Genomic DNA, 26,966 nt, shown 5'->3' with positions numbered 1-26,966 from the left:
CCTTTTAACCGACTACCAGCTTGTTGGTCTTTTTGAGGAACTTTGCAGGAATCGGGCGGTCCAGCTTCCATGTGATATTCATGGGACGGGAGCCCTCATGCTTCACATAGTTCACCGTGCCCAGATAGGTATACGCTCCTGCACCGCCAAAACGGGCATCTGCCTTGAACTCACGCACGAATAACAGCACACGGCTTCCTTTTTCCCGGTGATGGATGTAGCGCTGCCCGGTGGCAGAGTTTTCGGCGGTGGTGCTCTGGCTCTGCCAGTGGAACAGGCTTTCGTTAATGGAATAATCCTTGTACATGGTGGTGGGAGAGTAATCCTTGTCCGCTTTGTTCAGGGTCACAAAGAATACGTCCAGCTGCTTTTCCGGCAGCCACTTCACACCCTCGCGGACAGTGGCAGGCTTCAAAAAGTCCAGTGCCACTAGCAGCTGGTCGCGGGTATAGGTGCAGTGCAGGTCCAGCGGACAATCAAAGCCTACATCCACAGGTTCGTCGATAAAATCAATGCGGTCATATTGATACTGCAAAAGTGCCTGCAGTTCCCCCAGCAAAACGGGACTATCCGAGAGAGCATACAGGTTATCGAGAACTTCTTCATCCTCCCAGCTTTCTGCAGTTTTGCCCCAGAGGGTCACATAAAACATTTGCAGCATCCGCTGCTCTACCGGCGGCAGGGCTGCAAAGTCGGTGTTATCCAATTTCGGCAGAAGCCCCAGCAAAAACCGGATCCACCTGCGGGAATCCACGACCGCAAAGCGGGCAAGGGCTTTGGTCATAGTTTCTTCCAAAGGCTCTGCAAAATCGGATGCCGCCCCTGCGCGGACGCACAGTCTGCTGAAGCAGACCTTTTTGCTGTAGATGGCCCGGGGGTCGAGATGGTAGTAGTCGAGGAAGTTCCCCAGTGTCAGGGGCAGACCGGTATCCTCGGTGAAGGCAGCCGCCCGCGCCACAAGCCCGGAGGTGCGGTCATAGGAGGCGCTGATATTGTCCAGCACATATTTTGCGGCATATTTCTCCAACTGAATATAGCAGCCTTTAGGTGCAGAGACAAAGCCCTCTTTGAGCTCCCGGCTGACGCTGCGGGTGGTGTTGGAAAGCAGTGCTGCGAATTTCTCCTCAAAATTGTACTTTTTGTTGGCCTGTCCGATGAAATCCAGAACGGTCAGGCAATCCTTGTTTTCTGCCAGACGTAAGCCGCGCCCCAACTGCTGCAAAAACACGGTCAGCGACTCGGTAGGACGCAGGAACAGCACCGTGTTCACCTCGGGGATATCCACACCCTCGTTGTAAATGTCCACTACAAAGAGGAATCGGAGTTCCCCGGAAACCAGCCGCTGCTTGGCGGCGTTGCGCTCCTCGTCAGGAGAATCGCCGGTCAGTGCCATAGACGGGATGCCGTGGGTATTAAAGTAGCGCGCCATAAATTGGGCATGAGCAATGGAAACGCAGAAGCCCAAACCCTTTACCTCGTCGATATCGGTGACATATTTCAGGATGGAGCTCACCACAAGGTCAGCGCGGCGCTCCGCCACCATGCCGCTGAGGGTGTACAGGTTGGACAATTCGTTTTTATCGTAGCCGCCGGTACGCCATTTCAGGCTGCTCAGATCTGCGGTGTCGGTGACGCCGAAATATTGGAAGGGACAAAGTAGTTTCCGGTCAATGGCCTCCGGCAGACGGATCTCGGCGGCAATGCGCCCGCCGAAATAGTCCAGAACGCTTTTGCCGTCCATACGTTCCGGGGTAGCGGTCAGCCCCAGCAGGATCTTCGATTGATAATATTCCAGCAGCTTCTGATAAGTGGGTGCAGCTGCATGATGGAACTCGTCTACAACGATGTAATCGTAAAAATCCGCTGCCGTTTTAGCGGCAAGCTCCTGAGAATTGAAGGTCTGGATGGAAACAAACAGATGGTCGATGCTGTCGGCTTTGTGGCTGCCCACATACAGTTCGCCGAAATTGGCATCCTTCAGCACCGCCCGGAAGGTGTACAGGCTCTGCTTCAGGATCTCCTCCCGGTGTGCCACAAACAGTAGCCGGCAGGGCTGCCCCGGATGCTGCCTGCAGAAGCGCTTGTAATCCAGTGCGGAGATCACGGTTTTACCGGTGCCGGTAGCGGCGACTACCAAGTTGCGGTTGTAACCCCGAACGGTGCGCTCGGCATCCAGTCGGTCCAGAATTTCCTGCTGGTAGGAATAGGGCAGAATATCCAGGGTGTAGATTCCGCTGTGGTCGGTCTCGCTGTATTTTTCGGCTTTCAGGGCGCGGGTCAGCCGTTCCCGCTGTCCTTCATCGTAATATTCAAACTCGCTGGAATTCCAGTAGCTTTCAAAAGTGGCTGCGATCTTTTCAATGGTCTCCGGCAGGTCCTTTTGGGTCACCTTGACGTTCCATTCCAGACCGCTGGAAATTGCCGCATTGGACAGGTTGGAGGAGCCTACATACGCCGTAGTAAAGCCGGTTCTCCGGTAAAATACATAGGTCTTTGCGTGGAGCCGGGTACGCTTGGTGTCGTAGCTCACCTTGATCTTCGTATTGGGCAGTGCGCGCAGCTCCTCAATGGCTTTTACGTCCGTAGCGCCCATATAAGAGGTGGTGATGATGCGCAACTCACCGCCGCTTTGCGCAAACTGCCGCAGCTCGTCCATGATGAGGCGTAAGCCGCTCCACTTGATAAAGGAGACCAGCATATCAATACGGTCGGCGGAAACGATCTCCTTTTTCAGCTCCGTGTACATCTGCGGCTCATGGATAGCGCCGGTAAACAGGGAACTTTGCGCAATGGAGGTTTCCGGGCGGTCAAGGTCCTTTGCGCTTTTTCCTGTAGCAATGCGCGGGTCATTCTGCTGCAAAAGCGCAAGAAGCTGCTCTGCCCGCTGGTCAACACCGAGCGCGGCAAAGTCAGCTTCCTGTGTGGTGTTCTGGATGGTGGTCACGATCTGATTTGCCAGCTGGATCTGCGCCTCGATGCCGCCGCCGTTGTCCTGCACGTTCTCAAGACCCTTCTGTACCACGTCGGTCAGATACTGCGCCAGCACCTTGGCAGCCTCCGCCGTGTCGATGGGCGCAGTGGACTTGCAGGCTTCCGGGATCTCTGCAAGCTCGCGGTTCAGTGCGTTATTGATGACCTGTTCGTACAGACCGGGGTAGAGCATAGGTGCACTTCCTTACCGTTTTCTTTTATTATAGCGCCCGTTAGAAGAATATTCAATGATCGAGAATAAACCGCATCTGATTGAAAAAGAAGTTTTTGATCTCAGAAAATATACTGTAGCTGCATTGCTTTTATAAAAAATAATAGAGGTCGTGATAATTTGTATGATGCTACAATAAAAAGAGGCTGATGCAGTGCAACAGTCTCTCGATAGCAATGAGGCTTATATAACGGGTGTTTTTTTATAAAAATCCGTAGCAGCGCCTCCCATTCCAAGAGTGGTTTTGATGCCAACTCCGCCATGGGATGCAAAAGAGAGCAACGCGTTCCAAAGTTCCAGAAGCGGCGGCGCAAGGCGTGCCTCGATGGTCACATTGCCTTGAAAGGCTGGAATGCGCGTTTCTTTCAACAGATAACGTGTGGTATGGAGATTATAATCCACAATATGAAGCCCTTGCTGTAAAGCCTGCAGTGCATCAGAATCGATAAGGGCATATTCTGGAAAGGCAGCGTTCCAATGCGCAATCAGACTTTGCAAAAGCAGAGTTTCCTGCGGGAAAATAGTATAGCGGCCGGACTGCTTAAAGGCGCAAGGCGACAGAAAAGCAATTTTGGCACGGGTTTCGCTGCGGGAGCGCCCAGAACGGATCAGCTCTTCAGCGGAGATTGCCGGAAAGGTGCGGACCTCTGAAACCGGGAGTGTCAATTCATGCAGAGGGATTTCCTTTGCAGATTCCAAAACGGGAAAAACTACCTGTCGAGCAGCGTCATTTAGCAGGTTGACCGTCCAGATCAAAGACTGTTTTTCCGGCGAAAAACATAGAAAATGCGCAATGGGGTGTTCCCCTTGCAGATGCATCTGCTCTCCAAATTCAGAAGAAATCTGTGACATCAGCCAGCCATACAGACGATAGGACCACGACTGGGGAATCCGCACGTCATTGGGCGGAGATAAAACCAGTTGAATCTGCTGGATCATAAGATACTCACCCCGCAATATCCATAGGGATAAAGCCGACCACGAAAGCGAGCATATTTCATGGTGTGCGGGGAAATGCCATTTTCGGCATCACGCTCATGCTTGTGGTTGTGGAACATTTGTTTCATTTGTTCTGCCGTCCAGCGCAGTCCCTCTTCTTCGCCCAGATAGGGGTACGCCAGCGACTTGGCAAAGAACCCGGAGCCGCCGCCCAGGATCAGGTGTGGCTGCTGCGGCAGGTTGACTGCACCGCTCGGCGGGGTGAAGTGCCTGCTATACGTCTGCTCGTAGTAAGTATCAAACTGCTGAATGGCCTCCAGAAGGGACTCTTTGGTAATGCGCCCCTTCAGCACCGATTGATCCAGCGTCAGCTTGAAGCGTACCTTAGTGCCGGACGCTGCGCATTCCCGACACATGGGGATGCCGCGATTACTGCCCTTCGCAAAGGAACCGTTCACAAGTGCATCAAATTTTCCGACAAGGACCATCTGCGCATCCGGGATGGGGGCACTGTCGGAGACCTGAATGCCACGGAAAATGCTGTTAACGGCGTCCGAAGCGATGCTTTCATCTTTCAGAGTGCGCAGATGCAGCTGGTTGACATATTTCTCTTCCGGAAAGGTGGCCCGGCGGTTTTGTGCAAGGCTGTGTCCGGTGCTGCGGTCAGCCAATACCGCACTCAGCAGCCATGCGGTACGCAGCGCACCCTTGATGCTGCTGCCGGGAATGTAGGCATGGCCCTGCGCATCACGCTGGAAAGCATGGATCTCTTTCAGCGAGTGCTCCGCATCCAGGGCGTCCCCCACCTCGATCTGATAGCGCGTCAGCGTTTTCAGCTCCGCATCGGAAATGCCGCAGTCCTTAGTCAGAAATGCCCAGAGATTGGACTGCTCGCTAAGCATAAACTGTCCGTACTTGTCCACCAGATCGTGCTCGACCAGAAAACTGAAAAATTTTTGCTCGTCCAGAAAGGAGACTTTGCCATTGCGGGTATTGTACATGTATTCTTTTTTGGTATAGCTGCTGCCGTTGCCAACAAACAGAGGTGCCCATACATTTAGAGTAAGGTCAAAGATCTGAAGATGATCCTGCTGAATCATAATGTCACCCCCATAAAGATTGGCTTGGAATAGCGGTATACCGGATGCACATCCGACAAACCAACATCATACAAAGCACCTTGATAACGATTTTGCAGGACAGACCCTGCCGAAAGGGCATACTGCGTTTTTTTCTTCAGTGGAGTTTCCACACGATCGGATGCCATGAAGCCGCTGCGGCGCACCAGCTGGAAGGAGGCACCCTCTAATGCATTATCCAGTTCATCTGTCTGCGGCAAGCTGGTACTCAGCAGCAGATAAGGAGCATGCTCGGCAGAAAGAGCGTGATACATCCACTCCGTCTGCTCGTCAAAAGGTTCGTTCAGATAAATCTTGTCTACAACATGGAACTTTCCATAACCAGAGCTGACTTTGCCGCCGATGCCGGTAGCGCCCAGCCAATCCAGCAAATACTCCAGATCTTCATCCTGACCATCTTCGGTAAATCCGCAGATGAAATACAGTCCGCAGTCCGGCGCAAAACGGAACAGTCCAACCTGATACGGCATGGTATCCCCCTGCATGGGAACAGCTGCCTTGGTCTGCTCATAGTGGGTGCCAAAACTTTCCGGTTGCTCGTCAGGGGTAAAATGACCTTCATGCAGGCTTCTGGCGTAGCGGTCGAATTCCAACACAGGGATCCAGGCTAGCTTCTTTACCTTTTTACGCAGGGTGGTTTCTACCTCCTCGGTGGATTCTGACGCGGCAATGGGCTTTGGCAGGTAAAACGTTTCGCCATACCAGGGCATTGTATCGCTGAGCAGGAATTTTCCCTGCCGGACCTGCGCACAAAGCTGTTCTAAGGCTTCTTCTCCGTGCTGGACGAGGGTCTCATGGCAGAGGGTAGAAAACAGGGTATCTGCCCGCAGGGCCTCTTCGGAGGTATAAAGCGACAATGCAGAGTCGGCTCCTCCGAAATGAACAGCTGTGTCAAACTGCAGCTTAAACAGAAAATAGTTCATAACTATCCACCTCATCAAAGAGGGATTTCAGGCGGCTGAGATCCATCTGCGCGCCATAGCCTTCCAGCGCAAAGTTTTTCAGGCTGACACGGCCGCTGCCGCGAGAACCATGGCCGCCCAGATAATCCATCTGCAGCAGCTTCATGCCTTTGGCCAGAAGAGAAAGATCTTCCTTGACCTGTGCCGGGTCGGTCACATCGTAAACGATGCTGACACCGAACTTTGCGCCGGCGATCACACGCTCAATCTGGCGGGGATTGGCCACGGAGTTTGCACGGGAAATTGCGTTCTCGGTCTTGACCTCGGTCACACCCACATTGGAAAGCTCTTTGGCATTAGACAAAAAGGCATCCGCAAACTGCAGGCGGGAACGACGCACCGGTTCCGAGGAACCGAACAGGCGGAGGATTTGCTCGGGGTCTTTGTCGCAACTTCCGGCTTTTGCCATTGCTTCGATATCCTGATATGTGCTGCGAGCCAGCAGGGTACGCAGCTTGCCTTTCAAGCTGCTGCCGGGTACGATGGGATAGCCGGTATAGGGGTCACGCACCACCGGGCTGTCCACAGCACCAATGGCAGAAAAGGCAGAGGAACCGCCGATGTGCATACCGGTGCGCACTTCCAGATCGCACCGGATCAGAATTTTTCCATACATATGATTACCCCTCCTTGCCGCCGAAGTAGCGGTGGAAAGCGACCAGCGCTTCCATGTAGTGTGCAAAGCGGATCAGGTCCGCACGGTCGGTGGAAATGCCCTTGAGGTATTCCAGCAGATGCGATTGCGAAATAAAGTCTTTCATGGGATAAGCTTTATCTTTACCGACACTTTCTCCGGTATCGCGACCATATTCATAGGCTACCCGAACTCGCATCAGATTAATCTTTACAACACTTTCGGGCAAAAGTGCTTCTTCGGTGCGGAGATTTTCAACGTTAAAAATCTCTGTTACAAGACTCAGCAGGCCACGGATCTTGCTAGTGGTCACTTTTTTGGGCTGGCTCATCAGGTTGCTCATAATACGCTCGGCTTCGTCTACATAATCTTCCGGCACCTTTTTCGGCGTGATCTCCGGCGGCAGCTCTTTCTGCTGCCCATAGCTGCTACGGCTGTTATAGCTGCCGGAACTGCTGCGGTTTCCGTTGTAGCTGTTGCTATATCCGCTCCGGTTGTTGTTATAGCCACCGCCGCCATAGCTGCCCCGGCCATTGTCATTCCATCCTGCCATCTGTGTCGCCACCCTTTCTGTTCTGATAGACATAAATATAAATTGCGGTGATGAGCTGGTGACGCTGTACAGCATCCAATGCCCAATCCATCATGCTGTGAGAGAATTGCTTGTAGGCTTTGTAATTTGCTGCATTCTTTTTGGGGGAAAGCCGCGCCAGCAGGTAAGCGTACCGTGCAAGGTTGATGCGGTCGTTTTCGGCTTCCCGCAGCAGTGCCAGCAGGTTGTAGAGCATGGCGTTTCCATGCTCGGCGTTATCCTTGCCGAAGAAGCTTTGCAGGCAGCCGACCTTTTCGGTCAGGACCTTTGTACGGAATACATCCCACGCATAGATATGTCCCTGCTCCGGCTGCACCAGCAGGTTGCCCTTTGCATCCCGGACTGCTTTGCGCTCCGGCGTAAACAGTGCCACTGCATTTTTGCCGGGCAGATGCTTGGCGGCTTCTTCCAGCGCGGCGGTTTCCTCGGCGGAAAGCCGGATGGGGTAATGGTCATCAAAGATGCCGATGCCTGCGCTGAGGGTCAGTGCACCGCAGGAGAATACGGTAAAATTACGCTGGATGCGCTGCGCTGCATCCAGCACAGCGTTCCATGCGCCCACAAGGAATACATCATCGCCGCCGGCATAAACAATGCTCACTTGCAGCCCTTCGAGAATGCCGTTGATGTAGCACTTGAAAAACAGTGACATCTGCCGGGAGAACGCCGAGGTGCGGGACAGGGTAACATAGTGCATCCGTTTGACCGGGTCTTTCTCGTTTTCCTGCTCGAAACCGGAGATAAATGCGTGCCCGAGGTTGTCCACATCCATACGGCAGACCGCAATGCGGCGCACGCCCTCGGACTGCCCTGCCAGTTCTTCCATGCTGTTGCTGGCGGCGTAATCGCCAACGTACAGGTTGGTGCTGTAAGTAAGGCCGGTGAACGGTGCATTTTTGGTATATACACGCACGACCGGCTCGCCGGAAGCCAGCCGTTTGCGGGCAGAAAGCTGATCCGTCAGGGACAGATACTCGCTGCCGCCGTCCAGTGCAGGCAGCGTACAGTCATCGGCAGCCGAGGGCTGACGGCTTACCACCAGAACGCGCTTGTTCTGAATCTTGTTAGAAAGATCTACAAACAGTTTGCACCAAGGGCAGAGATCATCCTTCAAGTTGGCACTGGTGCCGCACACCTTACATTCCCGGCCATCCGGGTAAGCGGCGGTGCTGTTCAGCAGCCGCAGATCCTCTGCGGTATAGCGGTGGAATTTGTGCTGTTCCAGCAGCCGGTTCACCCGGCGGAACAGCTCTTTGTAGGGGCTTTTTTCAGCCGGGGTATTGGTCAGGTCGTTGCCGGAGCAGGGTGTCCATGCGTTGGCCAGAAACAGCTGGGTGCCGAACTGCAGCTGCAGCCAGCGGTTGAACTGCCGGTTCCACCGGGTCAGGGTATCGGCCACAGCGGCAGTGTTGGGCAGCAGCACATAGCAGTGTCCGCCGCCGCTGTAGATCAGGTTGGCGCGGGACACGCCGCACCCGGCCAGAAGCTCGTCCAGATAGTGCTCCATGAGCAGCTCCAGAAAGAACGACCGGCTGCGCAGGGAGCGCAGGGCGTTTTCGGTATGGACGGTATAAAGAAACTTCTGGATGCGGGAAAAATCAGCGGTATAGAGCAGAAAAGCGTCCTTCTGGCAAAAATCCTTCTCCTGCTCAAAAAGTGCCTTGCGCAGGTCGGTGATGTTGTTTGCCTGCACATATTCACTGATGCACGCCGCAATGGCTGCGGTGGTCTTGGCGTGGTCAAACAGAGAAACATCCGGGCTTTCGCCGGTAAAGGTGCTGGACGGAAAACAGCTGAACTGCGTTTCCAGCAGACCCAGCAGAGAGTTGATCCACTCCGGCTGCGGCTGCAGATCCGGCAGACACTCCTTCAACTTGCGTACAGCATCTGCATAGACGGAAGCGGAAAGCGGCTGCTGCTGCCGTGGCAGCTTCAGGCTGCCGTCCTGCGGCTGCGCAGGCATCATCCAGCCGGGGTGCGTACCGTTCAGGTGGGTGAACACCGAGTCCAGCGGAAGATCCCGCCGGAAGAAACTGCTTTCGCCTTCGACCTCCCGGCGGTCTGCGGCGGCAGAAAGATAATCTGCCAGATAAACGATATAGGCCGGGGAATCGGCGGGCAGAGTCTTTGCTGCACCGCGCAGCGCGGCGGCGTGGTGGTAGCGCACACAGTCCAGCGCCGGTGCCCAGCCTGCACCGGGCAAAACGCCGTGCAAAAACTGGTAGCCCTGTTCACTGTGGCTGCCGCGCTGCCCACCGGCACGGTACACCGCTTTGCCGGTGTCGTGCAGCAGCCCGCCATAGGTGGACTGCAGGGTGAGAACGTTCAAAATACCATCTCCTTTACGGATTGTGGAACAATTGCACAATAAACGGAAAACGTATTTGTCAATTTTGTAAGAGATGCTTGGAATTGGCTTTATTATAGCACATTTTGTCGCCATGCAAAAGCCGCAGCAGAGAAAATATCACAGCAGCTGCAATCGTTCCGTTCATAGAGGGACAGCCCACAGAAAACAAAGAGTTAAGGTTTGCAAAAGAAAAACTCCGCATCTTTTTTTGATGCGGAGTTTTTTGTCCCCTTGCGGGGATGGTACAGCTCGAAAAGGTTTACACAAAGGAGGACCCGAAGTTTTTGCCCCCTTACGGGGATGGTACTGCAAGCTACGAAAAACTCGTTACTCTGTTCAAGTTTTCGCCCCCTTACGGGGATGGTACCTGTACATGGACGACGGTGAAGCAACCTATAAGGTTTTCGCCCCCTTACGGGGATGGTACAGTCTGGCACTGACGAAGCTGGACGAGGCATTGGTTTTCGCCCCCTTACGGGGATGGTACGAGAATGAACCGGAATAATGAAGCGCACTTTAAGTTTTCGTCCCCTTACGGGGATAGTACCTGTACACGTACCTGAAAGCGTACAATCATCATAAGTTTTCGCCCCCTTGCGGGGATGGTACGGTGTGCTGTGAGCGCTGCTCCAAGGCAGGGGAGTTTTCGCCCCCTTACGGGGATGGTACCATTTATTGGGACACGGATAGCTGCAAGTTTGAGTTTTCGCCCCCTTACGGGGATGGTGCACTAAATATATCACAGAAGATCGTAAAATGGAAGAGCTGAATGCCTGAAAGCTATTCACTTTATTGAAATAAAGTGAAACCGCGCGAAAAGGACAACGATAAATCCTGAATCATTATTGTGCCGTGGAGGATAGAAAGAAAACCCTCTTTCAGGGCGAGCCATAGCGGCGGAAGCCTGCAAAGGCGAAGATGCTGCGCTTCAGGGTGCTGCCGTCCGGGTAGGTGGTCTCCTGACTCTTGCGGCGGGAGCAGGCGGCCAGCGTGGGGATGCCCGCGGCTTCCAGACGCTGGACTACCCGGTACACAAAGGTGCACTCGCCCTGACAGAGCACGGCATCCGGGCTAAGGTGCAGGATGTGGTCGGCATATACCGTGGCAAGGGAGTCCAGCACGGCCTCGTTGGTGGCGGGGTCAATGGCAGGAAAGGCAAGGTCGATCACCTTGCCGTAGACCTGCGCTGCAGCCTTTTGCTCGGCACTCCACTGAGTGGACGGGTGATTGGTAAAGTTGATGAACATAGGGCATTCCTCCTTGACATTGCAAAGAGAAAAAGCCCATGGAATGCGGATAGTTAAGCAAGAAACTTGAAATTACTTTTCTTGCTTTGGTTTGCCCCCTTACGGGGATTGTACCTTCGCCCTGAACTCTATGCCGAACTGGACCATGTTTTCGCCCCCTTACGGGGATGGTATTCTGACTCTGGCAAGCTGGGTGCTCTATACCGAGTTTTCGTCCCCTTACGGGGATGGTATCCATCACATGAATTTTTCATGGTATGGAATGTGGTTTTCGCCCCCTTACGGGGATGGTACATCGAAAGGATGGTACTTATGATGGCAATGTTAGTTTTCGCCCCCTTGCGGGGATTGTACAGAAAGGGGGTGTGACCGATGGCGCTTATCAGTATGTTTTCGCCCCCTTACGGGGATCGTACTATCACATGTTGTCTATGCCGTCCGCAAATTGCGTTTTCGCCCCCTTGCGGGGATTGTACCTCTTCTTCTCTGATTATGGATGGAATTCTGTTGTTTTCGTCCCCTTACGGGGATTGTACATCCAGTGCATCGTAGTACGCCTGCGCAAAGGCGTTTTCGCCCCCTTACGGGGATGGTACGGAAAAGAAAGCGGCTTTTGTAGCACAGTTCAGGTTTTCGCCCCCTTGCGGGGATTGTACTCCTATGCCGATGTACAGTGTGCCGGGCCTGATGTTTTCGCCCCCTTACGGGGATGGTACTTTCATCGCTAAGATGTTCTACGATGCGATGCGGTTTTCGCCCCCTTACGGGGATGGTACCAGCACGAAGAAGTTCCTCAAAAGCAGCGCTGTGTTTTCGCCCCCTTACGGGGATGGTACTGTTATCCCGCAGAGCAATCAAAACGTTTTTCTGTTTTCGCCCCCTTACGGGGATGGTACGCTGTCCTGATACAGCAGCACCCGCAGCACTTCGTTTTCGCCCCCTTACGGGGATGGTACCCTAAATATATCACAAAACACCGCAAAACTGAAGAGCCGGATGGCTAGAAAATACTCACTTTATTACAATGATGTGCTTTTGTGCTGAAAAGAACGGGCACAAATTCGTTTGGCCTGCCTTGTGCGCGGGGCAGTTTCATGGTATGATGCAGATAATGGATCTTATAAAAAGGAGTGTTGCCCTGTGCTGAAGACGTATATCACCACCGTACCTTTGCAGGGAAAGCTGGACCCTATGCTGTACCAGCGGGAACATGCAGCCCCGCCCACGGCCACCTGTTTCCCCATCGTGCAGGTGATGCGGGATACCCTTGAACCCGGGGATACGGTGCAGCTGCTGGCCATCCGGCAGGAAAATGCCGATACCGCCCGCAACTATCAGCGCCTGCTGGAAGAGCTGGCGCAGCTGGGCATTGCAGAAAATCAGGTGCGTCAGCTCCACCTGCCCGAGGATCAGCGCTCGGAAACACTGATCGGCCTGTGCAGGGATCTGGTGGATGCCCTGCCGCAGATCACGCGGGTGTATGCCTGCATCACCTACGGCTCCAAGAGCATCCCGGTGGTCACGCTGACGGCATTGACTTGTGCCGAAGCTACCCATACGGAGCTGGAAGTAGGCGGTGTGTATTATGGTGAGGTCAAGCGGGAAAACGGGCAGGTGCTCAGCGCGCGGCTTTACGATATGGCAGCACTGTATCAGCTTGCCGGGCTGGTAGGTACCATGCGCGACAGCAGGACCGCCGAACAAGTGTTCCATCAGCTGATCTGGATGAACGAGCACCGGGAGGACTGAGCAGCGATGAATGATGTGAAAACATGGGCGGACATTGACGCTTCGCCGCTGCTGCAGCTGCCGCCGGAACAGCGCAAAAAGCTGCACGATGCCAATGATGAACGGTTCCGCACTTTCTGGGCGGAATGCTTTCTGACTGCACAGACTCCCGGAAGGGGAGAGGATGCATGGAACAGCGTCGATTTCTGCAAGGCGTTTCTGGATGCGTTTGATTTTTGGGAAGCAAAGCCGGGGCAGACCTTCAGTATGTATCTGCGCGCCGCCGTCCGTCATGCACAGGCACACGACCAGCAGCAGGAAGAAATGGCTGTGATGGGTTTCGGACGCGAAACAAACCGCAAGATCAAAAAAGCGCTGGAGTACATGGAAAAGAACGGAATTACAGAGAGTATGCTCTGCCGTGACCCGGAAAAAGAACAGGTGATCGCCGATATTGTCGGGGTGGGTGTAAAGACCCTGCGGGAAGCACTGCGCAATAAGCAGTCGGTACTCAGTCTGGACGACACTGGCGGAGAGGATTCGGCGCTGGGTGACCGGGTGGCCTCCCAAGAAAAAAGCGTGGAAGAGCAGGTGGAGCAGAGCAGTGAAATGCTGGCATGGCTGCACCGCGGCATAGGGCTGATGAACCTGCAGCAGAAGGAAAAATACGGTAAGACATCTGGCCCGTTGTGGAGCAGCGTGCTGATGGGCTTTCTGCGCAACAACGACGCGCTGGACCCGGCAGAGGATGCGCCCGCGCGGCTGGCAAACTGCGATGATCTGCGTCCGCTGGAACAGGACAACTGCCTGTGGGATATCCTGCTGCTGCACCGGTATGTGGAGTTTACAGTTCAGCCGCCCTATGCACCCAAGGCACTGGAATGCGCCGCCGTCCATGCGCTGCTGGAGCCGGGGCGCAACCCGGCGCAGGATAAGACCGTGGCAGAGTTTCTCGGCGTGAGCAAAGCGGCTGTATCGCAGCGGCGCAAAACATGGCAGCAAAAACTGATGCAGATGAAAGTGGAACAGGAGGAGGTATAAGATGGAACGCAATGTATTGCTTTTATATATGAGCCCCTTCGGCAAAAATCCGAACATTCATACCCAGACCAATGAAGCGGCGGTTTTGGAGCTGAAAAAGCACAAGGAAGGTCTGGACTGTATTCTGGCACTGTGCAGTGAGCTGGTGCGCACCAGCCCTACCGTGCATCTGCCGGACGGGAAAACCTGCACCACCGTGGAATATTTCCGGGATGTATTCCTGCCTTCGGCGGGCATTCCGGCAGAGCGGCTTGTGGTGATCCCGGTACCGGACAGCATGGACGACAAGGCACAGTTCCGGGCGATCTCTCTGTTACTGGGAAAAATTGAAGCGGAAGATACCCTTTCCATCGACCTTTCCGGCGGCATGCGGGACACGGCGATGCTTCTGGTAACAGCAGCTCGCTGTATGCGTGACCTGCGCGGTGTGGAGACCCGCAGGGTGATCTACTCCGAACTGCTTCCGGATGGCACTTCCCGCATCCATGACAGCAGTCAGCTGTACAGCCTGTTCGACCTCATCACGGCCATGGACGAGTTCTTTTCCACCGGCACTGCACAGAAGCTGAAAGGCTATCTGTGGAGCGAGGGCGAGAGCGACCCGGCTCTGCATACCCTGCTTGCCCGCATCAACCAGTTCTCGGATGACCTGGCGCTGTGCCGGGTGCAGGCGCTGAATGAAGACCTGAGCCAGATCGCACAGGCACTGCAGGCGCCGCCCAAGGAGAGCAAAAATCTGACCAGCTTGTTCTTCCACCTGCTGAATGACCGCTTCCGCACAGAATTTGAAGGTCTGCTGGCTTCCCCCAAAAACAATCTTCCTGCGCTGGTAAGCTGGTGCACAGAACACGGCATGTATCAGCAGGCACTGACCCTGCTGTGTGAGCAGATGCCGACCTATGTCTGCCGTCATCTTTTTGTGCAGCCTACAGAAACCGGCTGGGCATATCTGGCAGAGCAGAATCAGAATAAGGGCAAGGCGTGGGTATATCCGCTGTTCCACTTCCATTTTTGCCGCCTGACTTTGATGCAAAAGGAGTATCCCTATACAACGGATCTGCGCCTGACCCACAGCAAGGACGATGCAGATGGCAATATGCTGTTCGGTGTAGCAAATTCGAAAGAAATGCACGCCTATATGGATACGATCCTCGCTTCCGGTCAGCTGGTGATCGACCCGGAGGTCCGGTGGCAGATCGAGGATGCGGCACTGTTCTACCAGTGTGTGATGCAGTACCGCAACCAGATCAACCATGCCAGTGATACGGCTTTTGGTCTGCAAAGCGACCGTATTCTTCCGCTGGACACGGCCCATATTGAGCAGACCCTGCAGGATGTGGCAGATTATCTGCAGGAGATTCGCCCCATGAAGCCGGATGTTCCGCAAGGCGTCAAGGCGCTGCCTGTTACAAAGACGATTCCGGCAGGCGCAGCTCCCAACCTGTAAAGTAGAATATAAGAAAAAGCAAAGCACCTCCGCTGCTGGCAAACGCCAGTGGCAGAGGTGCTTTGTTGTCCCCTTGCGGGGATTGCATCCGAATGACAACGCCTAAATATCCAGTTATGGAGCTTTCGTCCCCTTGCGGGGATAAATTGCAATAGGACAGCATCATGGGCAGCGGGCAGGGCGCAAAGTTTTCGTCCCCTTGCGGGGATAAATTGTAAGTACACGTTCATCAAGACCAGCTACCCCATCAAGCTAGTTCCATCCCCTTACGGAGTATAACTTTACTATATCACACATTGAGTCAAAAGAAAAGAACTATACACCGGAGAAGCGCGGATGGAGCAGAAAAGATAAGTCATAAAGATCACCTCGATTCGGCAGAAGGGGCGTCAAAGCCCTGAATGGGCAGGCCGAGGAAGTATTCCTCGATACGGTCCCAGAGCTGCTCGCTGGAAAAGCCGCTGGTAAACAGCCAGCTCATCAGCCGCACAGCATCGGTGTGGCGCTGGGCAATGCGCTCCAGCAAGCGGTTGCGGTAAAAGCCGCGGTCAGCCAGCTCCAGGGTCTGGGTCTGGTTAATATAGAGGTACAGGCGGCTGTTGGAGCCGCCCAGCAGGGCAAAGTGGAGCAGGTCCAGCTCCTCCAGCACGCCCAGAGCCGGGGTCAGACGCTCGCTGCTCTGGGCAGAATCATTCACCGGCAGATAGCGGCAGGTCTCGCTGCTGTGCAGAACAGCAAAGCTCTGCTCCAGCCAGTGGAAAAACTCGCTGATGAACGGGTCCACGACGCTGTACTCTGCGCCTTCCTGCGTGGTGCCGCGGCGCAGCACACGGGTGCGCTGCAGGCGGGACGAATGCTGCTGCCAGGACTGCACAGCCGCCAGCACTACGCGCACTGCACTGGTGGCACGGGTGCTGCTCAGGCCTGTGGCCTGCGCCAGCCGTGCGGCGGCATCCCGATCGTAGAGATACTGGCCACTACGGGCAGCCTCGAAGAAGATCTCCTTCAGGGCGCGCAGCAGTACGGAAAAACGGGCATCCGCATTGGCGTGCCACTCCAGCGTCAGCTGCATGGCGGGGGTCAGGCGCAGCTGGGCATTCAGCGGCAGCTTGTCGCTGTGGGTGTACAGCAGGTACTTGAACTGCGGGAAGGAAAAATCGTTCTGCCAGCGGCTGATCCACAGGCGGGCAAGGTCTACGTCGTAGACTCCGGCGGCCTCATCCTGCAGGGTGGCAGCACCGGTACAGATGCAGTTGACTGCGGCGGCATCGGCGCTGCTGAGCAGAAAATACCCGTGGGTGAACAGAGGAGAGGGCCGCATGATGAAGGGCGCATAGCCGCGTGCTTCGCTGTCCTTCTGGATCAGTAGCATGGCGGTCTTGACCTTGGCCAGCGGGTCCTGCTGGTGCTCGCCGTTAGGGCTGGCAAAGATGTAGGCGAAACTCTCGGCGTCCACCAGAAGCTCGTTGCGGTGCTTGGTGGCAGTGGCCGGCTGGCTGGCGCGGTGCTGGCGGTACAGCTGCAGCACCTTGCGCATCACCTGCACCAGCTGCCAGGGCTGAATGCTGGAAAGGCCGTGCAGGCGGTTGATGTGCTTGAAGTCGTTGGCCATGTGCTCGTACACGGCACGGCCGTGGATCTCTGGGTCACGGGCGGCGCGGCCGATCTCCTGCGTGTAATCACACAGGTTACCGGTGGGGGCAAAGTGCAGCACAAGGGCAATGTCCGGGATGTCGATGCCCATGCCAAAGGCTTTGGTGGCCAGCATGATCCGGCGCTTGCCGCTGCGGAAATCCTCCAGATCCTCCGCTTTGGCCTCGCCGGAAAGCTGCGCGTGGTAACGGGTCACAGCATTGCCCAGACGCTGTGCAAGGCAATGGGTGTAGAAGCGCTCCAGCAGACTGACGGTGGGAAAGTAGACCAGGGTCTTCTGCCCCTGCTCCAGTGCGGCGGTGATCTGCCCGGTCAGAGCCTGGAACTTGTCCAGCTCGTACTCCCGGCGGCCGGTCACGCGTGGCACCTCCCGGATGCACAGCTCGATGTTGCGGCGGCGCACGCAGCCAAGATAAACGATGGGGTCCGGGGACATGTGCAGGCTCCGCAGGGTCTCGCGGTACATGTCCTCCTCGCCGCCGTAGGTGGCGGTGGCGGTAAAGGTGGCGGTGACAAAGGCGTGATGGTGGGGACCGTTCAGCTGCTGTTTGCGCAGCTTGTTCACGTAGTCACCCAGAAACCAGTAGTCCGGGCGGAACTGCTTGCCCCAGGTGGTCACAATATGGGCCTCGTCCACGATCAGCAGGCCGATGGCACGGTCGCCGATCAGGTCGGAGATATCGCTGCGGCTCAGCAAGGACTCCGGCGAAAGATACAGGATGTCGCAGCGGCCTTCCTGCACCTCCTGCGCAATGGTCTTTTTGACCATTGGCGGGATGTCGGAGTTGATGGTGCGGGCCTTGGCGTAGCGGTGCTTCTCCATGCCCTGTACCTGATCGTTCATCAGGCCGATCAGCGGCGAGATCACCAGCGTGACCATCCCGTACTTCTCGGCAAGGTCGATCGCCGGGATCTGGAACATCACGCTTTTGCCCGCACCGGTGGAGGCAGTCACGAACAGGTCGCGGTAAGTCTGCCCTGTGCGGCAAAGCTCTGCCTGCTGGATGAGGTCATCGATGATGTCCTCTTGGGTGATGGTGCGCAGCTTCTTCTCGCCGCAATGCAGAGCGTCCAGGTCGTAGACATCCAGCGGGAGAAAGTCCGGGTAACCCCAGTGCTGCTGCAGAAGGGTGCGCGCCTCCGGGCAGACGGGGCGCTCCGGCTGCATCGTCTGCGCATGCGCTCTGGAAAGCTGACCCGGAAAAGCGCCAGCCAACGCCGCAAGGCTGTCGGCAAGATCAGCCTCATCGCCGATGAAGCTGTCGGCTGAAACGCAGAGCGTTTTGCCACGGCGCAGCTGCTGCACAAGGCAGAAATAATCGGCTTCTCCGGTAAGCGCAAAGGCAGAGCTGCTGGCGGCGGTTTCGGGAACCATATGCGGTGCTGCACCAAGCGATACGCGCTCGACCTGTGGGTACTGACGCAGCAGAGCGTCCAAAGGAATGCAGCAGGCAATGCCTTCCTCCGTATGCAGCAGGTTGGAGTAGACACGCAGGCAGGGTTCAATGCCGGGCAGCGGAGTATCCTGCGGCGTTTCCGGGTCAAAGTGACTCAGAAGGCCGGACTGCATCTCCGGCGTAAGCGTCACAGACATGGGCAGCAGCGTGCGGTAGCAGGTGTTCTGCACCAGAATGATGTGCGGGAACTCCTGCGCAAGGGTATCGGCGTGCAGGGCAAACTCCTCTGCGGTGATCACACAGGGGCTCTGCTGCAGCAGACTGCTCAGGTAGCGGGACAGGCGCTGCTGCAGCAAAGCATCCAGAGAAGGACGTGGAAGGCCAGCGTCCTCCGGAGAAAAACCCCACAAGACAAACAGAGCATCCTCAGCAGCATGGGCGGAAAGATAAGAACAAAGCAATGTATTCATGGCAAAATCTTCCATCAGGTCAAAAAATCAGGCAGCAAAAAGGGTGGATGAGGAGCGGCGCTTCAGCATCTCCCGCAGATGGCGCTCGGCACGCACCTGAATCTGGCGGATACGTTCCCGCGTGACGCCCAGCTGCGCACCGATCTCGTCCAGCGTACGGCAGCGGTCATCCGGGATACCGTAGCGCAGCCGGAGCACAGTGGACTCACGTTCGGGAAGCTGAGAAAGAAGCAACCGGACTTCCTGAACGGTCTCGTTCTCGCTCACAGTGTCCACAGGATCGGGGCTGACGTCATCCGCCAGAAGCTCCGCAAGCTCGGTGTCGTGGCTCTCGCCGACCATAAGATTCAGGCTGGTAACGTTGAGGTAAACGAGCATGTCGCTCAGGTAGCGGCGCGCCTGCTCCACCGTGCAGGGGTGACCGCTGCTGGCTTCAGCCTCGGCAATGGCATGCCAGAGATCCGGACCATCTAGCTGCATGCAGGTGCTGCAGACGACGCGCACCCGGCAGAGCGTGTCAAAATAGTGTACCGGGATGCGTACCGTAAGGCCGGTGTTGATGGCTTCGCGCAGGATGGACTGGCGGATCCAGTAAGCGGCATAGGTCAGGAAGCTGTAGCCCTGAAGCGCATCGAACCGCTGGATCGCAGCAAACAGTCCAAGAATGCCGTTCTGGAAGTTATCCTCCTCGGTCAGGCAGCTATGGGCGAGCAGCTGCGGAACTCTGCGGGCCATCAGGTGGACAAAACCGGCGGTCTTGCGCACAAGGATCTCCTTGGCGCTCTCATCACCCTGCTGTGCCAATACGCAGAGCTGCTCGTTGGTCATAGACCAAAGCTGCTTGGAGGTAAAGTCGCTGCGGCAGAAAGAAGTGGCCTTTCTGCTGCTGGGTATAGCGGCGCTGGTATCCACTAGGATGCCGAGCCCCGCCAGCTCGGCCAGCAGATGCTCCTGTTCCTGCTGAGAACAGGAACCAAACAGCGCCTCAAAGCCTTGCGCAGACAGGTGATTGCCGTTCGTCAGCATCGGGCGTACACGATTCAAAACTGCATTATATTCCATGGTAAAACCCCGCTTTCACTTCCAACTGTAAGTGTCTTCGCTTAGTAGAAGCCCATGGATGCAGTAGAGTTAAGTCTTTTGAGAAAAAACTTATGGTTATCTTTTTGGAAACGTCAGTCAAATAAAAAATCAATGAGTTCTCTTATAAAGGTATAGAATTAAGCAGCAAGGACAGAAAACCTTGCCAAAGAAACAAACTATACAGAGCTTTTTGCGTATGATATAATAAAATTATAAATCTTAATTGGGAATATCGTTTTAGGAGGCCACCATGGAGCCAATGAAAGCAACCAGTGTCAACAGCCGTGCGGAGGAGCTGTTTGTGCAGCTTTTCTGTGAGGCTTTTGGACCTGAGAAAACCGAGAATTTGCAGGTCCAGTACCCCTGTGTGGACATCTATGGTCGGCACCGTTATATCGATTTTGCGCTGGAATCATCTGAATCCAAAATCGCAATCGAAATTGACGGCGAGACCTACCACAACCCGAGCAAGGTGTCCGAAAACAAATACGCTGACGACCTCCTGAAGCAGAACAGCCTGATCTATGATAACTGGAAAGTCTACCGTTGGATCTACAGCCAGTTGGAAAAGCAACCGGAAAAGGTCAAGGATGAGCTGATCACATTTCTGGGCACCAGCCCCATGTTCAAGGCGTTTGAAGCGGACCTGCCGGTTCAGATGGGACAGACCATCGAGCTTCGGGATTATCAGCAGGAGGCTATCGACAACCTCAAGAAGATGCGTGAGGGCGGCAAAACCATTGCGCTGCTGTACCATGCAACCGGCGTAGGTAAAACTATCACAGCAGCAACGGATGCCAAGGCAGTGGGCGGACGCACGCTGTTTCTGGTCAACGCCCTGAAGCTGGCATCTCAGGCAAAAGAGACTTTCGCCAAGGTCTGGCCGGAAGCGACTTTGGGAGAGTACACCGGAAGTCAGAAGGATATGACCCAGACGGTCATTTTTGCCACGGTGCAGAGCATCTCTAAGGATCTGGAAAAGTTCTCGCCTATGGATTTTGACTACCTGATTGTAGACGAATGCCACCATGCGGCAGCCAACACCTACCAGAAGATTTTCACCTACTTCCACCCGAAGTTCATTCTGGGTCTGACCGCCACTCCGGAACGCAGCGATGGCGAAGATATGCTGGAGCTGTTCCAGAACGTTGCCCACAAAATGGATCTCAAGACTGCCGTGGAGCGTGGCGTTCTGGTGCCGATTCGCTGTATCTGGGTCAAGACCAACATCGACCTGACCGATGTGCGGATCAACGGCATCAAATACAATTCGCAGGATCTGGAAAGCAAGCTGTTCATCCCGGAACGGAATCAGTTGATCGTTGATACATATTTAAAGTATGTCAACGGCAAAAAGACCGTGATCTTCTGCGCCAGCGTAGACCATGCAGCCGAAATTGCAAAGCTACTGCGGGATAGCGGCGTGAAGGCGGAAGCAGTTTCCGGGCGGGATCGGGTAGAGGCTCGGGAAAAAATCCTGAAGGACTATGAAACCGGCTCGACCAATGTTCTTTGCGCCTGCGACCTTCTGAACGAAGGCTGGGACAGCCCGCATACCACGGTGCTGTTCATGGCGCGCCCGACCATGTCCAAAACGATTTATTTGCAGCAGCTTGGTCGTGGCACCCGCCGCTGTCCGGGAAAAGATGACCTGCTGGTGATTGATTTTGTAGACAACGCCAATATGTTCAATATGCCCTACAGTCTGCATCGGGTGCTGGATATTTCAAAATATCAGCCCATGGCGTATGTGCTGGCGCCAGAGAACAAGCGCAAGCTGGATCAGGATATGTTGTTCCAGGGTGAAAAGCCCGAAGCATGGTTGGATGTGCCGATCGATGTGTCTGACTATGAGATCATCGACCTTTTCAACTGGCAGAACAGCGTCAAGGATATGATCTCGCAGATCGAGTTCGTCCGGATGGTGGATGTACAGTCCGAGACGGTGGAGCGCTACATTAAGGACGGAAAAGTCAAACCGGACCTTTCGATTCCCTTTGGCGATAAGCGGATGTTCCACTATTTCCGCGAGGAAAGTGTCCGAAACATTGCCAAGCAGTACGGCTGGGATCTCATCACGCCGCAGAATATGGCAGATAAGTTCATGAAATTCATTGAAACGATGGATATGAGCTTTTCCTATAAGCCGGTCCTGCTCAAAGCAATTTATGAGTACATGGACAGCAATGGCAGAGTTGCCCTGCCGGATGTGGTGGATTACTTCATCGACTTCTACGAGGACCGCAAGGCGCACGGAATGATCGCAGAGAAATCCACCAGCATTTACCAGAAGGGCGGTTATACCCGGAAGGATGTGGAGAAGAACATCCTCTCCAACCCCTTCAAGCGCTTTGAAGATATGCGATTCCTGATGCGCTGCAAGGATGTGGAGACTATCGAGGTAAATCCGATCATCTTCCGCAAGCTTACACGGGAAGATTGGTTGCATATTGTGGATGTCTGCGATAAGAGCCTTGAAAAATACTATTTGCGGCTCAAAAAATGATGTGAACGCCGATAATTGACTGCGGGTGACGTGCATGATGAAAATAGCGAGAAATATGATCCGGTGCAAAAAGTGCGGGGACAGTATTGAAAGCTGTTCTGTACATGATTTCAAGTTTTGTTTTTGTGGATCATGTGCTGTCGATGGGGGAAATGAGTATCTCCGTAGGAGTGGAAACACGGAAGACTGGGAAGAATTATCTGAAACGCAAAGTGTAGACGATTGAAAATTAAGTTGAACACGATCTTTGAAGCAGAAGTTCAGCGGCAAGCAAAAAAGCTCTTGACCTCTATATTAAAGGCCAAGAGCTTTTTGCAAAGATGATGCTGTAAAGAAGTAAAACAGTGAAAGCAATAAGAACAGGCGGTCAATTACTTTGCATTTTTTGCATGCGTTGCGCTAACCAGTGATTGAGAAGGCGTTAATGGAGCAAGCCATACTTTGCCAGTTCCCTTATAAACATTTACCAGACCCTCGCCGGATGCGGCAGAACCAAGCAAGGTTTTTCCGGAACGTTCAACCGTAAAGCTGAGACTGCCGGACCAGCAAATCGCAAAGCTGCCATCAATTTTTAAAACGTCGTCTTGAAGGTCGATTTCTACGATTTCCGAACGGGGAACATTGCTTTCCAGTACACATACACCATTGCCAGCAAGCCGTAGATTGAAGAGTCCTTCATTTCCGAGTGCTGCAGAAGAAAGCGAGGAGCGTGCTTGAACCTCGTGCTTGACAGTGGATTCACAGGCCAGGAACATGCCGTCTTCCATTACAAGACCGCCTGTCCAGTCACCGACATTTTCGGTCAGAAGATATTTATAGGTGGGTTCGGTCACGAGCACACCCGTTCCGACGTACTCCGGCTTGATTGCGCTTTCTTTTGTGACGGAACTTTTTACCATTTTGCCTAAGAAGTCGCCAACACCCTTCAATCCGGTGGTTGCTTGCACGTTGCCAACAATGTACTGCATTGCGCCCGCTTGAAGAACAAGCCCAACTTTTCCGTTGAGATTGGCAATGGCCTGTTTCCGTTTGACATTCATCTGGCTCATATAGTATTCTTCCATTGCATTGCAAGGCGCTACGGAGAAATCGATATTGTGCTCAACAATAGAGAAGATACCCTTCTGTTCGGTGACGATGTGACTTATCTGATTTGCCAGATTGTTGATTTTAAACATAAGCAAATACCCCATTTCAAAGCAGATTTCGCATTTTTGTATGCAAGATTTGGTGTCCGTAAAAATGCTTAGATAAGTAGTCACAGTACAACTGAATAACTCCTTAAAATTCAGTGTATCATACGTCAACTGAAAATACTATCATCAAACCACACAAAACATTTGAGACTTTTTTGGCGAGGGGAGAGTATAGGAATTGAAAGTTTGGCCAGTGAGAATATAAAAAACAGGTTACTGATGCAAGTCGAAAAACTGCCGTTTGTAGCAGATCTGTAGCAAAATTCGGGGAGGATCGGCAAAATGGCTCCGAAAACCCGATTTTTGCAGATTTTGGGGTGTAAAATTTTATCCTTGAATTTTGTGCAGAATGACGGTGGCAAAACAAAAAAGAAAAACGTCAAACGCGAGAGATTGCTCTCTCATGCGTTGACGTTTTTTCTGGTTTGTGGGGATTATTCTTCTGGCAGAGCCAAAACTTCATCTTTGACCAGTTGATTGGCCGAGTCAAAGGCTTCGATCATCTGGTTGGCTTTCGAATCTAAAACCTATTATTCAAAATGATAACACGGGGCTGTTGCACACGCCCCAACAAAAAAGACCAGAGTTATTTAGCCAAAAGGCTGAACCGGTCCGTAAAAAGTAGACAATGCGCCGCTTGCCTTGGCGCGCTCTTCCAAGCCTTCCAGCTCACCCTTCTGCCCCACATTGCCGCACACGGCAATGACTTCGCAGTTGTTATAGTGCTCTTTCAGCCACGGGATGATAATCGATGTGTCCAGACCGCCGGAATATGCCAGCACGACCTTTTTGATCTCAGACATAGGAACTGCCTCCGTTCAAACCAACTTATATACTTTTCGATTTCTCTCGTGCAATTTCATGATTGCAGCGTCCATTGTACAGGCACTTGGAAAATGTGTAAAAAGTGTTCTGTATATAGCAGCAATATGAAAGCAGTATTTCACAGCTGGGCATTATGAATCTATAATAGGTAGCTGGAAATAAACAGAAAGAGGGTCTTTTTGATGGCAACGATATTTCCAAGAGAAGAAAAGGCAGAGGCACTGTTCGGGGAGATCCTGAAAAATCCAGAAGCCTGCCGACGCCTGATGGATACCTTCAACGACTCGCTGGACATGGCAGACGTACTGGATGCGCCGGCCGTGAGTGCACAGCAGTTTGCCGCAGCACTGTTCAATGCCTACGAGAACAAGGATCTGTCTGCCTTTCTGATGGCGATCTGCCAGCACAGTATGTTTGACCTGCTACGGAACGCTGCCCTGATCCCGTTCAAATTCAACGCCGATGGTCAGCCGAACCCGGTGATCCTGACGGATGATGTCGGCGTTCTTTTGCCGAACAACAAATTTGCCGTGAGCAGCAAAGTATACGACCGGTTCATCCGGGTATTCCAGAAGCAGGAAAAGGTAAAAATGTACCTTGCCAGCGGCTACTGCAAGTATCACGGCTACGACGAAGGCTCGATGGATGTGGTGGAGTACCACTACAACCAGCATTTGGGGCTGCTGCTGATCTACGAACTGCCGGACACCGTGAAGCAGAAGGTAACGGAAGCGGAGGCCTACTCCACCGTCTGGGATATCCAGATGAAGCTGCAGCACGCACTGCCCCGTTCCGTGGTCTACTATGGACAGGATACGCTCAAGGACGGCGGAACCCGCTACGATGAACTTGGCGTTTTTCTGCCGCTGGAACACTTTGCCGACCGGCTGGAACGCCATGTGGAAACTACTACCAAGATCGTTTACGGGGAGTAAATGCCCTGTAAACGAACTCCTTTTATAAGTGCATCACAGCAAAACAAAACGCAGCGAACCGTTAAAAGATTCGCTGCGTTTTGCCTTATATGAGAGAATGGAAATGCTGCACATCAGGTGCAATAACGGAAAGTCTTGTCAGTGACAATACGGGCGAAGATCAGCCCTAACGGCAGTGCCACGATGATGAGAATGGCATCTGCAAACCATGTGGCGGAGTCCATCAGAGACAGGATGCCCAGATTATAGATGGCACGGTAGAAATACAGTCCCGGTACCATGATAACGATGGACGGCACGGTGACGGAGATGCGGGGATAACCGGCGGCGCTCTTCAGGCAGGAGGCCAGCAGTCCGGACAGCAGTGCGCCCAGAAACGCTGCAACAGCGGGCGGAAAGCCCGCAAGGCTCACCAGCTCCAGCCGGAACGTGTTCGTTACCGCACCGATAAGGGCGGCGCAGACTGCCAGGTTCCGGGGACTGTTGAACATGAGCGAAAAGCCGAACACACCGCCAAAACTTGCCAGCAGCCGGAACACGATCTCTTCCGGGAGTGTCAGGCTCAGGGCAGGGAACTGCACCGGCTGCAAATGCAGCAGCAGTGCCATGATCCAAGCCGTCATGGTTGCCACCAGAATGATGAGGACGGCGTAGGCCAGACGTTCCAGCCCGGAGCGCATATCCAGCTTGGCAAGGTCGATGCCGCTGGTAATGAACGGAAAGCCCGGAATGATGAAGAGCATGGAGCAGATATACCCCGCCTCGTGCTGCGCCGATACGGCAAACAGCACCTCTGCCAGCTTCAGCAGGATGGCATACACGAGGCTTGCTGAACAGACCGACGCCGTAATGCCCAGAAACAGGGTGAAATGGTGCTTTGTCAGCTTGCACCGTACAAAGTTGCCGATGCCTGCACCGCAGAAGGCACACAGCATTTCCACAATGCCGCCGCCCAGCAGAAAGGTGAAGCAGCTGCAGGCCAGTGCAGCTGCAAAGCCCAGTGCGATGGGCGAATACAAGCCGTGGATGCGCTCGATCTCATCGAGGTGGCTGTGCAGTTCTTCGCCGGTCATAAATTTTCCTTCCCGGTCGAAGTCGTTGACGAAATGCTCCAGTCGGTTCAGCCGGGAGGTATTCACGCCCGTATTTGTCAGACAGAGTGACTGGGTATAACACTGGTCACCGTCAAAGCAGGTGAACTCAATGGACAACAGGCCGATATCCGCTGTTGTTGTGACTCCCAGCTCCCGCGAAAGGGTGTTCATGGAGCTTCGGACACGCCATGCGCCGGTGCCGCATTCCAGCAGCATCAGCCCGGTGCGTCCAATGACGGAGGCTTTTTCCACAAGCCCCGCCTCGGTAATGGGAACGCCCTTGCTGGCCGACGCATAGTCGTGCCAGTAAACTTCCATGTGATTTTTGATGATCTCACTTTGCCGTTGTCCCATACCGGAAAGCCTCCTTTGTGATATGGGAATGTTGCAGCTGTTTCAAGACTGCGGTGCTATTATAAGGGAAATTGCAGGGTGGGTAAAACGTATCTTGGATATGCCGGCAATATTCGTTTGGTATTTCAAAGAAGAAAATACGTTGCGTTTTTGGCGGCTCTGCGGTAGGATA

At 54.0% G+C, this 26,966-nt stretch carries 19 protein-coding genes, 1 pseudogene and 1 CRISPR repeat array; of the genes and pseudogenes, 7 read left to right on the top strand and 13 right to left on the bottom strand.

What is annotated here, in order from left to right; translation table 11 throughout:
* Positions 1 to 4: 4 nt before the first annotated feature.
* The 8 genes from WMO17_RS06955 to WMO17_RS06920 all read right to left on the bottom strand — a co-directional run bounded on the left by WMO17_RS06955 (position 5) and on the right by WMO17_RS06920 (position 11,065).
* Complete coding sequence (locus WMO17_RS06955; RefSeq protein WP_349137764.1) at positions 5 to 3,163, bottom strand: DEAD/DEAH box helicase; 3,159 nt, start codon at positions 3,161 to 3,163, stop codon at positions 5 to 7.
* 222 nt (positions 3,164 to 3,385) lie between these two features.
* Positions 3,386 to 4,141, bottom strand: coding sequence for a CRISPR system precrRNA processing endoribonuclease RAMP protein Cas6 (cas6, locus tag WMO17_RS06950; RefSeq protein WP_158395145.1), 756 nt, complete (start codon positions 4,139 to 4,141; stop codon positions 3,386 to 3,388).
* Positions 4,138 to 5,241 carry a type III-A CRISPR-associated RAMP protein Csm5 gene (gene csm5, locus WMO17_RS06945; protein WP_349137763.1) on the bottom strand — a complete coding sequence of 368 codons (1,104 nt, stop codon included), beginning with the start codon at positions 5,239 to 5,241 and terminating at the stop codon, positions 4,138 to 4,140. The genes cas6 and csm5 overlap by 4 nt, the downstream gene beginning before the upstream one ends.
* Positions 5,238 to 6,203 (bottom strand): type III-A CRISPR-associated RAMP protein Csm4, encoded by a 966-nt coding sequence (gene csm4, locus WMO17_RS06940; RefSeq protein WP_349137762.1) that lies wholly within the window; start codon positions 6,201 to 6,203, stop codon positions 5,238 to 5,240. The genes csm5 and csm4 overlap by 4 nt, the downstream gene beginning before the upstream one ends.
* Positions 6,184 to 6,858 (bottom strand): type III-A CRISPR-associated RAMP protein Csm3, encoded by a 675-nt coding sequence (csm3, locus tag WMO17_RS06935; RefSeq protein ID WP_349137761.1) that lies wholly within the window; start codon positions 6,856 to 6,858, stop codon positions 6,184 to 6,186. Before csm3 ends, csm4 begins: the two co-directional genes overlap by 20 nt.
* Positions 6,859 to 6,862: 4 nt before the next feature.
* Positions 6,863 to 7,429 carry a type III-A CRISPR-associated protein Csm2 gene (csm2, locus tag WMO17_RS06930; protein ID WP_349137760.1) on the bottom strand — a complete coding sequence of 189 codons (567 nt, stop codon included), beginning with the start codon at positions 7,427 to 7,429 and terminating at the stop codon, positions 6,863 to 6,865.
* The gene (gene cas10 / locus WMO17_RS06925; RefSeq protein WP_349137759.1) at positions 7,413 to 9,797 is read right to left on the bottom strand and encodes a type III-A CRISPR-associated protein Cas10/Csm1; all 2,385 of its coding nucleotides are present in this window, start codon (positions 9,795 to 9,797) and stop codon (positions 7,413 to 7,415) included. The genes csm2 and cas10 overlap by 17 nt, the downstream gene beginning before the upstream one ends.
* Before the next feature lie 240 nt (positions 9,798 to 10,037).
* A CRISPR array of direct repeats spans positions 10,038 to 10,547; the repeat unit is 27 nt; unit sequence GTTTTCGCCCCCTTACGGGGATGGTAC.
* Between the two features lie 149 nt (positions 10,548 to 10,696).
* Entirely contained in the window at positions 10,697 to 11,065 is a 369-nt protein-coding gene (locus tag WMO17_RS06920) for a hypothetical protein (protein ID WP_349137758.1), read from the bottom strand.
* Positions 11,066 to 12,205: 1,140 nt separating this feature from the next.
* Here WMO17_RS06920 and WMO17_RS06915 point away from each other — a divergent pair.
* From WMO17_RS06915 to WMO17_RS06905, 3 genes are read left to right on the top strand one after another with little or no spacing between them, the layout of a single operon-like run.
* Positions 12,206 to 12,814: a TM1812 family CRISPR-associated protein gene (locus WMO17_RS06915; RefSeq protein WP_349137757.1), complete on the top strand. Its 609-nt coding sequence runs from the start codon at positions 12,206 to 12,208 to the stop codon at positions 12,812 to 12,814.
* 6 nt (positions 12,815 to 12,820) lie between these two features.
* On the top strand, positions 12,821 to 13,834 hold the full coding sequence (locus WMO17_RS06910; protein ID WP_349137756.1) for a sigma-70 family RNA polymerase sigma factor: 1,014 nt from the start codon (positions 12,821 to 12,823) through the stop codon (positions 13,832 to 13,834).
* Between the two features lies 1 nt (position 13,835).
* Positions 13,836 to 15,281: a TM1812 family CRISPR-associated protein gene (locus tag WMO17_RS06905; RefSeq protein ID WP_349137755.1), complete on the top strand. Its 1,446-nt coding sequence runs from the start codon at positions 13,836 to 13,838 to the stop codon at positions 15,279 to 15,281.
* A 364-nt stretch (positions 15,282 to 15,645) separates the two neighbouring features.
* Here WMO17_RS06905 and WMO17_RS06900 read toward each other — a convergent pair whose 3' ends face one another.
* Both WMO17_RS06900 and WMO17_RS06895 read right to left on the bottom strand, forming a co-directional pair.
* Entirely contained in the window at positions 15,646 to 18,801 is a 3,156-nt protein-coding gene (locus tag WMO17_RS06900) for a DEAD/DEAH box helicase (RefSeq protein WP_349137754.1), read from the bottom strand.
* A gap of 27 nt (positions 18,802 to 18,828) precedes the next feature.
* The gene (locus WMO17_RS06895; protein WP_349137753.1) at positions 18,829 to 19,863 is read right to left on the bottom strand and encodes a sigma-70 family RNA polymerase sigma factor; all 1,035 of its coding nucleotides are present in this window, start codon (positions 19,861 to 19,863) and stop codon (positions 18,829 to 18,831) included.
* A gap of 280 nt (positions 19,864 to 20,143) precedes the next feature.
* Between WMO17_RS06895 and WMO17_RS06890 the strand changes: the two genes are divergently transcribed.
* Both WMO17_RS06890 and WMO17_RS13195 read left to right on the top strand, forming a co-directional pair.
* Entirely contained in the window at positions 20,144 to 22,390 is a 2,247-nt protein-coding gene (locus WMO17_RS06890; protein WP_349137752.1) for a DEAD/DEAH box helicase, read from the top strand.
* Between the two features lie 34 nt (positions 22,391 to 22,424).
* Positions 22,425 to 22,616: a DUF7695 domain-containing protein gene (locus WMO17_RS13195; protein ID WP_435387696.1), complete on the top strand. Its 192-nt coding sequence runs from the start codon at positions 22,425 to 22,427 to the stop codon at positions 22,614 to 22,616.
* Between the two features lie 145 nt (positions 22,617 to 22,761).
* Here WMO17_RS13195 and WMO17_RS06885 read toward each other — a convergent pair whose 3' ends face one another.
* Positions 22,762 to 23,568: an AIM24 family protein gene (locus WMO17_RS06885; protein WP_349137751.1), complete on the bottom strand. Its 807-nt coding sequence runs from the start codon at positions 23,566 to 23,568 to the stop codon at positions 22,762 to 22,764.
* Positions 23,569 to 23,868: 300 nt separating this feature from the next.
* On the opposite strand from WMO17_RS06885, the gene WMO17_RS06880 reads away from it, so the two are divergent.
* On the top strand, positions 23,869 to 24,063 hold the full coding sequence (locus WMO17_RS06880) for a hypothetical protein (protein ID WP_349137750.1): 195 nt from the start codon (positions 23,869 to 23,871) through the stop codon (positions 24,061 to 24,063).
* Positions 24,064 to 24,215: 152 nt separating this feature from the next.
* Here WMO17_RS06880 and WMO17_RS06875 read toward each other — a convergent pair.
* Positions 24,216 to 24,389 (bottom strand): annotated as a pseudogene (locus WMO17_RS06875) (argininosuccinate synthase domain-containing protein); the annotation flags it as partial.
* 204 nt (positions 24,390 to 24,593) lie between these two features.
* On the opposite strand from WMO17_RS06875, the gene WMO17_RS06870 reads away from it, so the two are divergent.
* Positions 24,594 to 25,346, top strand: coding sequence for a DUF4866 domain-containing protein (locus WMO17_RS06870; protein WP_349137749.1), 753 nt, complete (start codon positions 24,594 to 24,596; stop codon positions 25,344 to 25,346).
* Positions 25,347 to 25,459: 113 nt separating this feature from the next.
* Here WMO17_RS06870 and WMO17_RS06865 read toward each other — a convergent pair whose 3' ends face one another.
* Positions 25,460 to 26,794 (bottom strand): threonine/serine exporter family protein, encoded by a 1,335-nt coding sequence (locus WMO17_RS06865; RefSeq protein ID WP_005942733.1) that lies wholly within the window; start codon positions 26,792 to 26,794, stop codon positions 25,460 to 25,462.
* Between the last annotated feature and the right edge of the window lie 172 nt (positions 26,795 to 26,966).

Source organism: Faecalibacterium faecis (assembly GCF_040096475.1).
Lineage (GTDB): Bacteria > Bacillota > Clostridia > Oscillospirales > Ruminococcaceae > Faecalibacterium > Faecalibacterium taiwanense.
This window is presented reverse-complemented; position numbering and strand designations above follow the sequence as displayed.

Coding starts and splice junctions, on each gene's coding strand:
- WMO17_RS06955 (WP_349137764.1), bottom strand. CDS start 3,163: ATGCTCTACCCCGGTCTGTACGAACAGGTCATCAATAACGCACTGAAC.
- cas6 (WP_158395145.1), bottom strand. CDS start 4,141: ATGATCCAGCAGATTCAACTGGTTTTATCTCCGCCCAATGACGTGCGG.
- csm5 (WP_349137763.1), bottom strand. CDS start 5,241: ATGATTCAGCAGGATCATCTTCAGATCTTTGACCTTACTCTAAATGTA.
- csm4 (WP_349137762.1), bottom strand. CDS start 6,203: ATGAACTATTTTCTGTTTAAGCTGCAGTTTGACACAGCTGTTCATTTC.
- csm3 (WP_349137761.1), bottom strand. CDS start 6,858: ATGTATGGAAAAATTCTGATCCGGTGCGATCTGGAAGTGCGCACCGGT.
- csm2 (WP_349137760.1), bottom strand. CDS start 7,429: ATGGCAGGATGGAATGACAATGGCCGGGGCAGCTATGGCGGCGGTGGC.
- WMO17_RS06920 (WP_349137758.1), bottom strand. CDS start 11,065: ATGTTCATCAACTTTACCAATCACCCGTCCACTCAGTGGAGTGCCGAG.
- WMO17_RS06910 (WP_349137756.1), top strand. CDS start 12,821: ATGAATGATGTGAAAACATGGGCGGACATTGACGCTTCGCCGCTGCTG.
- WMO17_RS06905 (WP_349137755.1), top strand. CDS start 13,836: ATGGAACGCAATGTATTGCTTTTATATATGAGCCCCTTCGGCAAAAAT.
- WMO17_RS06900 (WP_349137754.1), bottom strand. CDS start 18,801: ATGAATACATTGCTTTGTTCTTATCTTTCCGCCCATGCTGCTGAGGAT.
- WMO17_RS06895 (WP_349137753.1), bottom strand. CDS start 19,863: ATGGAATATAATGCAGTTTTGAATCGTGTACGCCCGATGCTGACGAAC.
- WMO17_RS06890 (WP_349137752.1), top strand. CDS start 20,144: ATGAAAGCAACCAGTGTCAACAGCCGTGCGGAGGAGCTGTTTGTGCAG.
- WMO17_RS13195 (WP_435387696.1), top strand. CDS start 22,425: ATGATGAAAATAGCGAGAAATATGATCCGGTGCAAAAAGTGCGGGGAC.
- WMO17_RS06885 (WP_349137751.1), bottom strand. CDS start 23,568: ATGTTTAAAATCAACAATCTGGCAAATCAGATAAGTCACATCGTCACC.
- WMO17_RS06880 (WP_349137750.1), top strand. CDS start 23,869: ATGGCTCCGAAAACCCGATTTTTGCAGATTTTGGGGTGTAAAATTTTA.
- WMO17_RS06870 (WP_349137749.1), top strand. CDS start 24,594: ATGGCAACGATATTTCCAAGAGAAGAAAAGGCAGAGGCACTGTTCGGG.
- WMO17_RS06865 (WP_005942733.1), bottom strand. CDS start 26,794: ATGGGACAACGGCAAAGTGAGATCATCAAAAATCACATGGAAGTTTAC.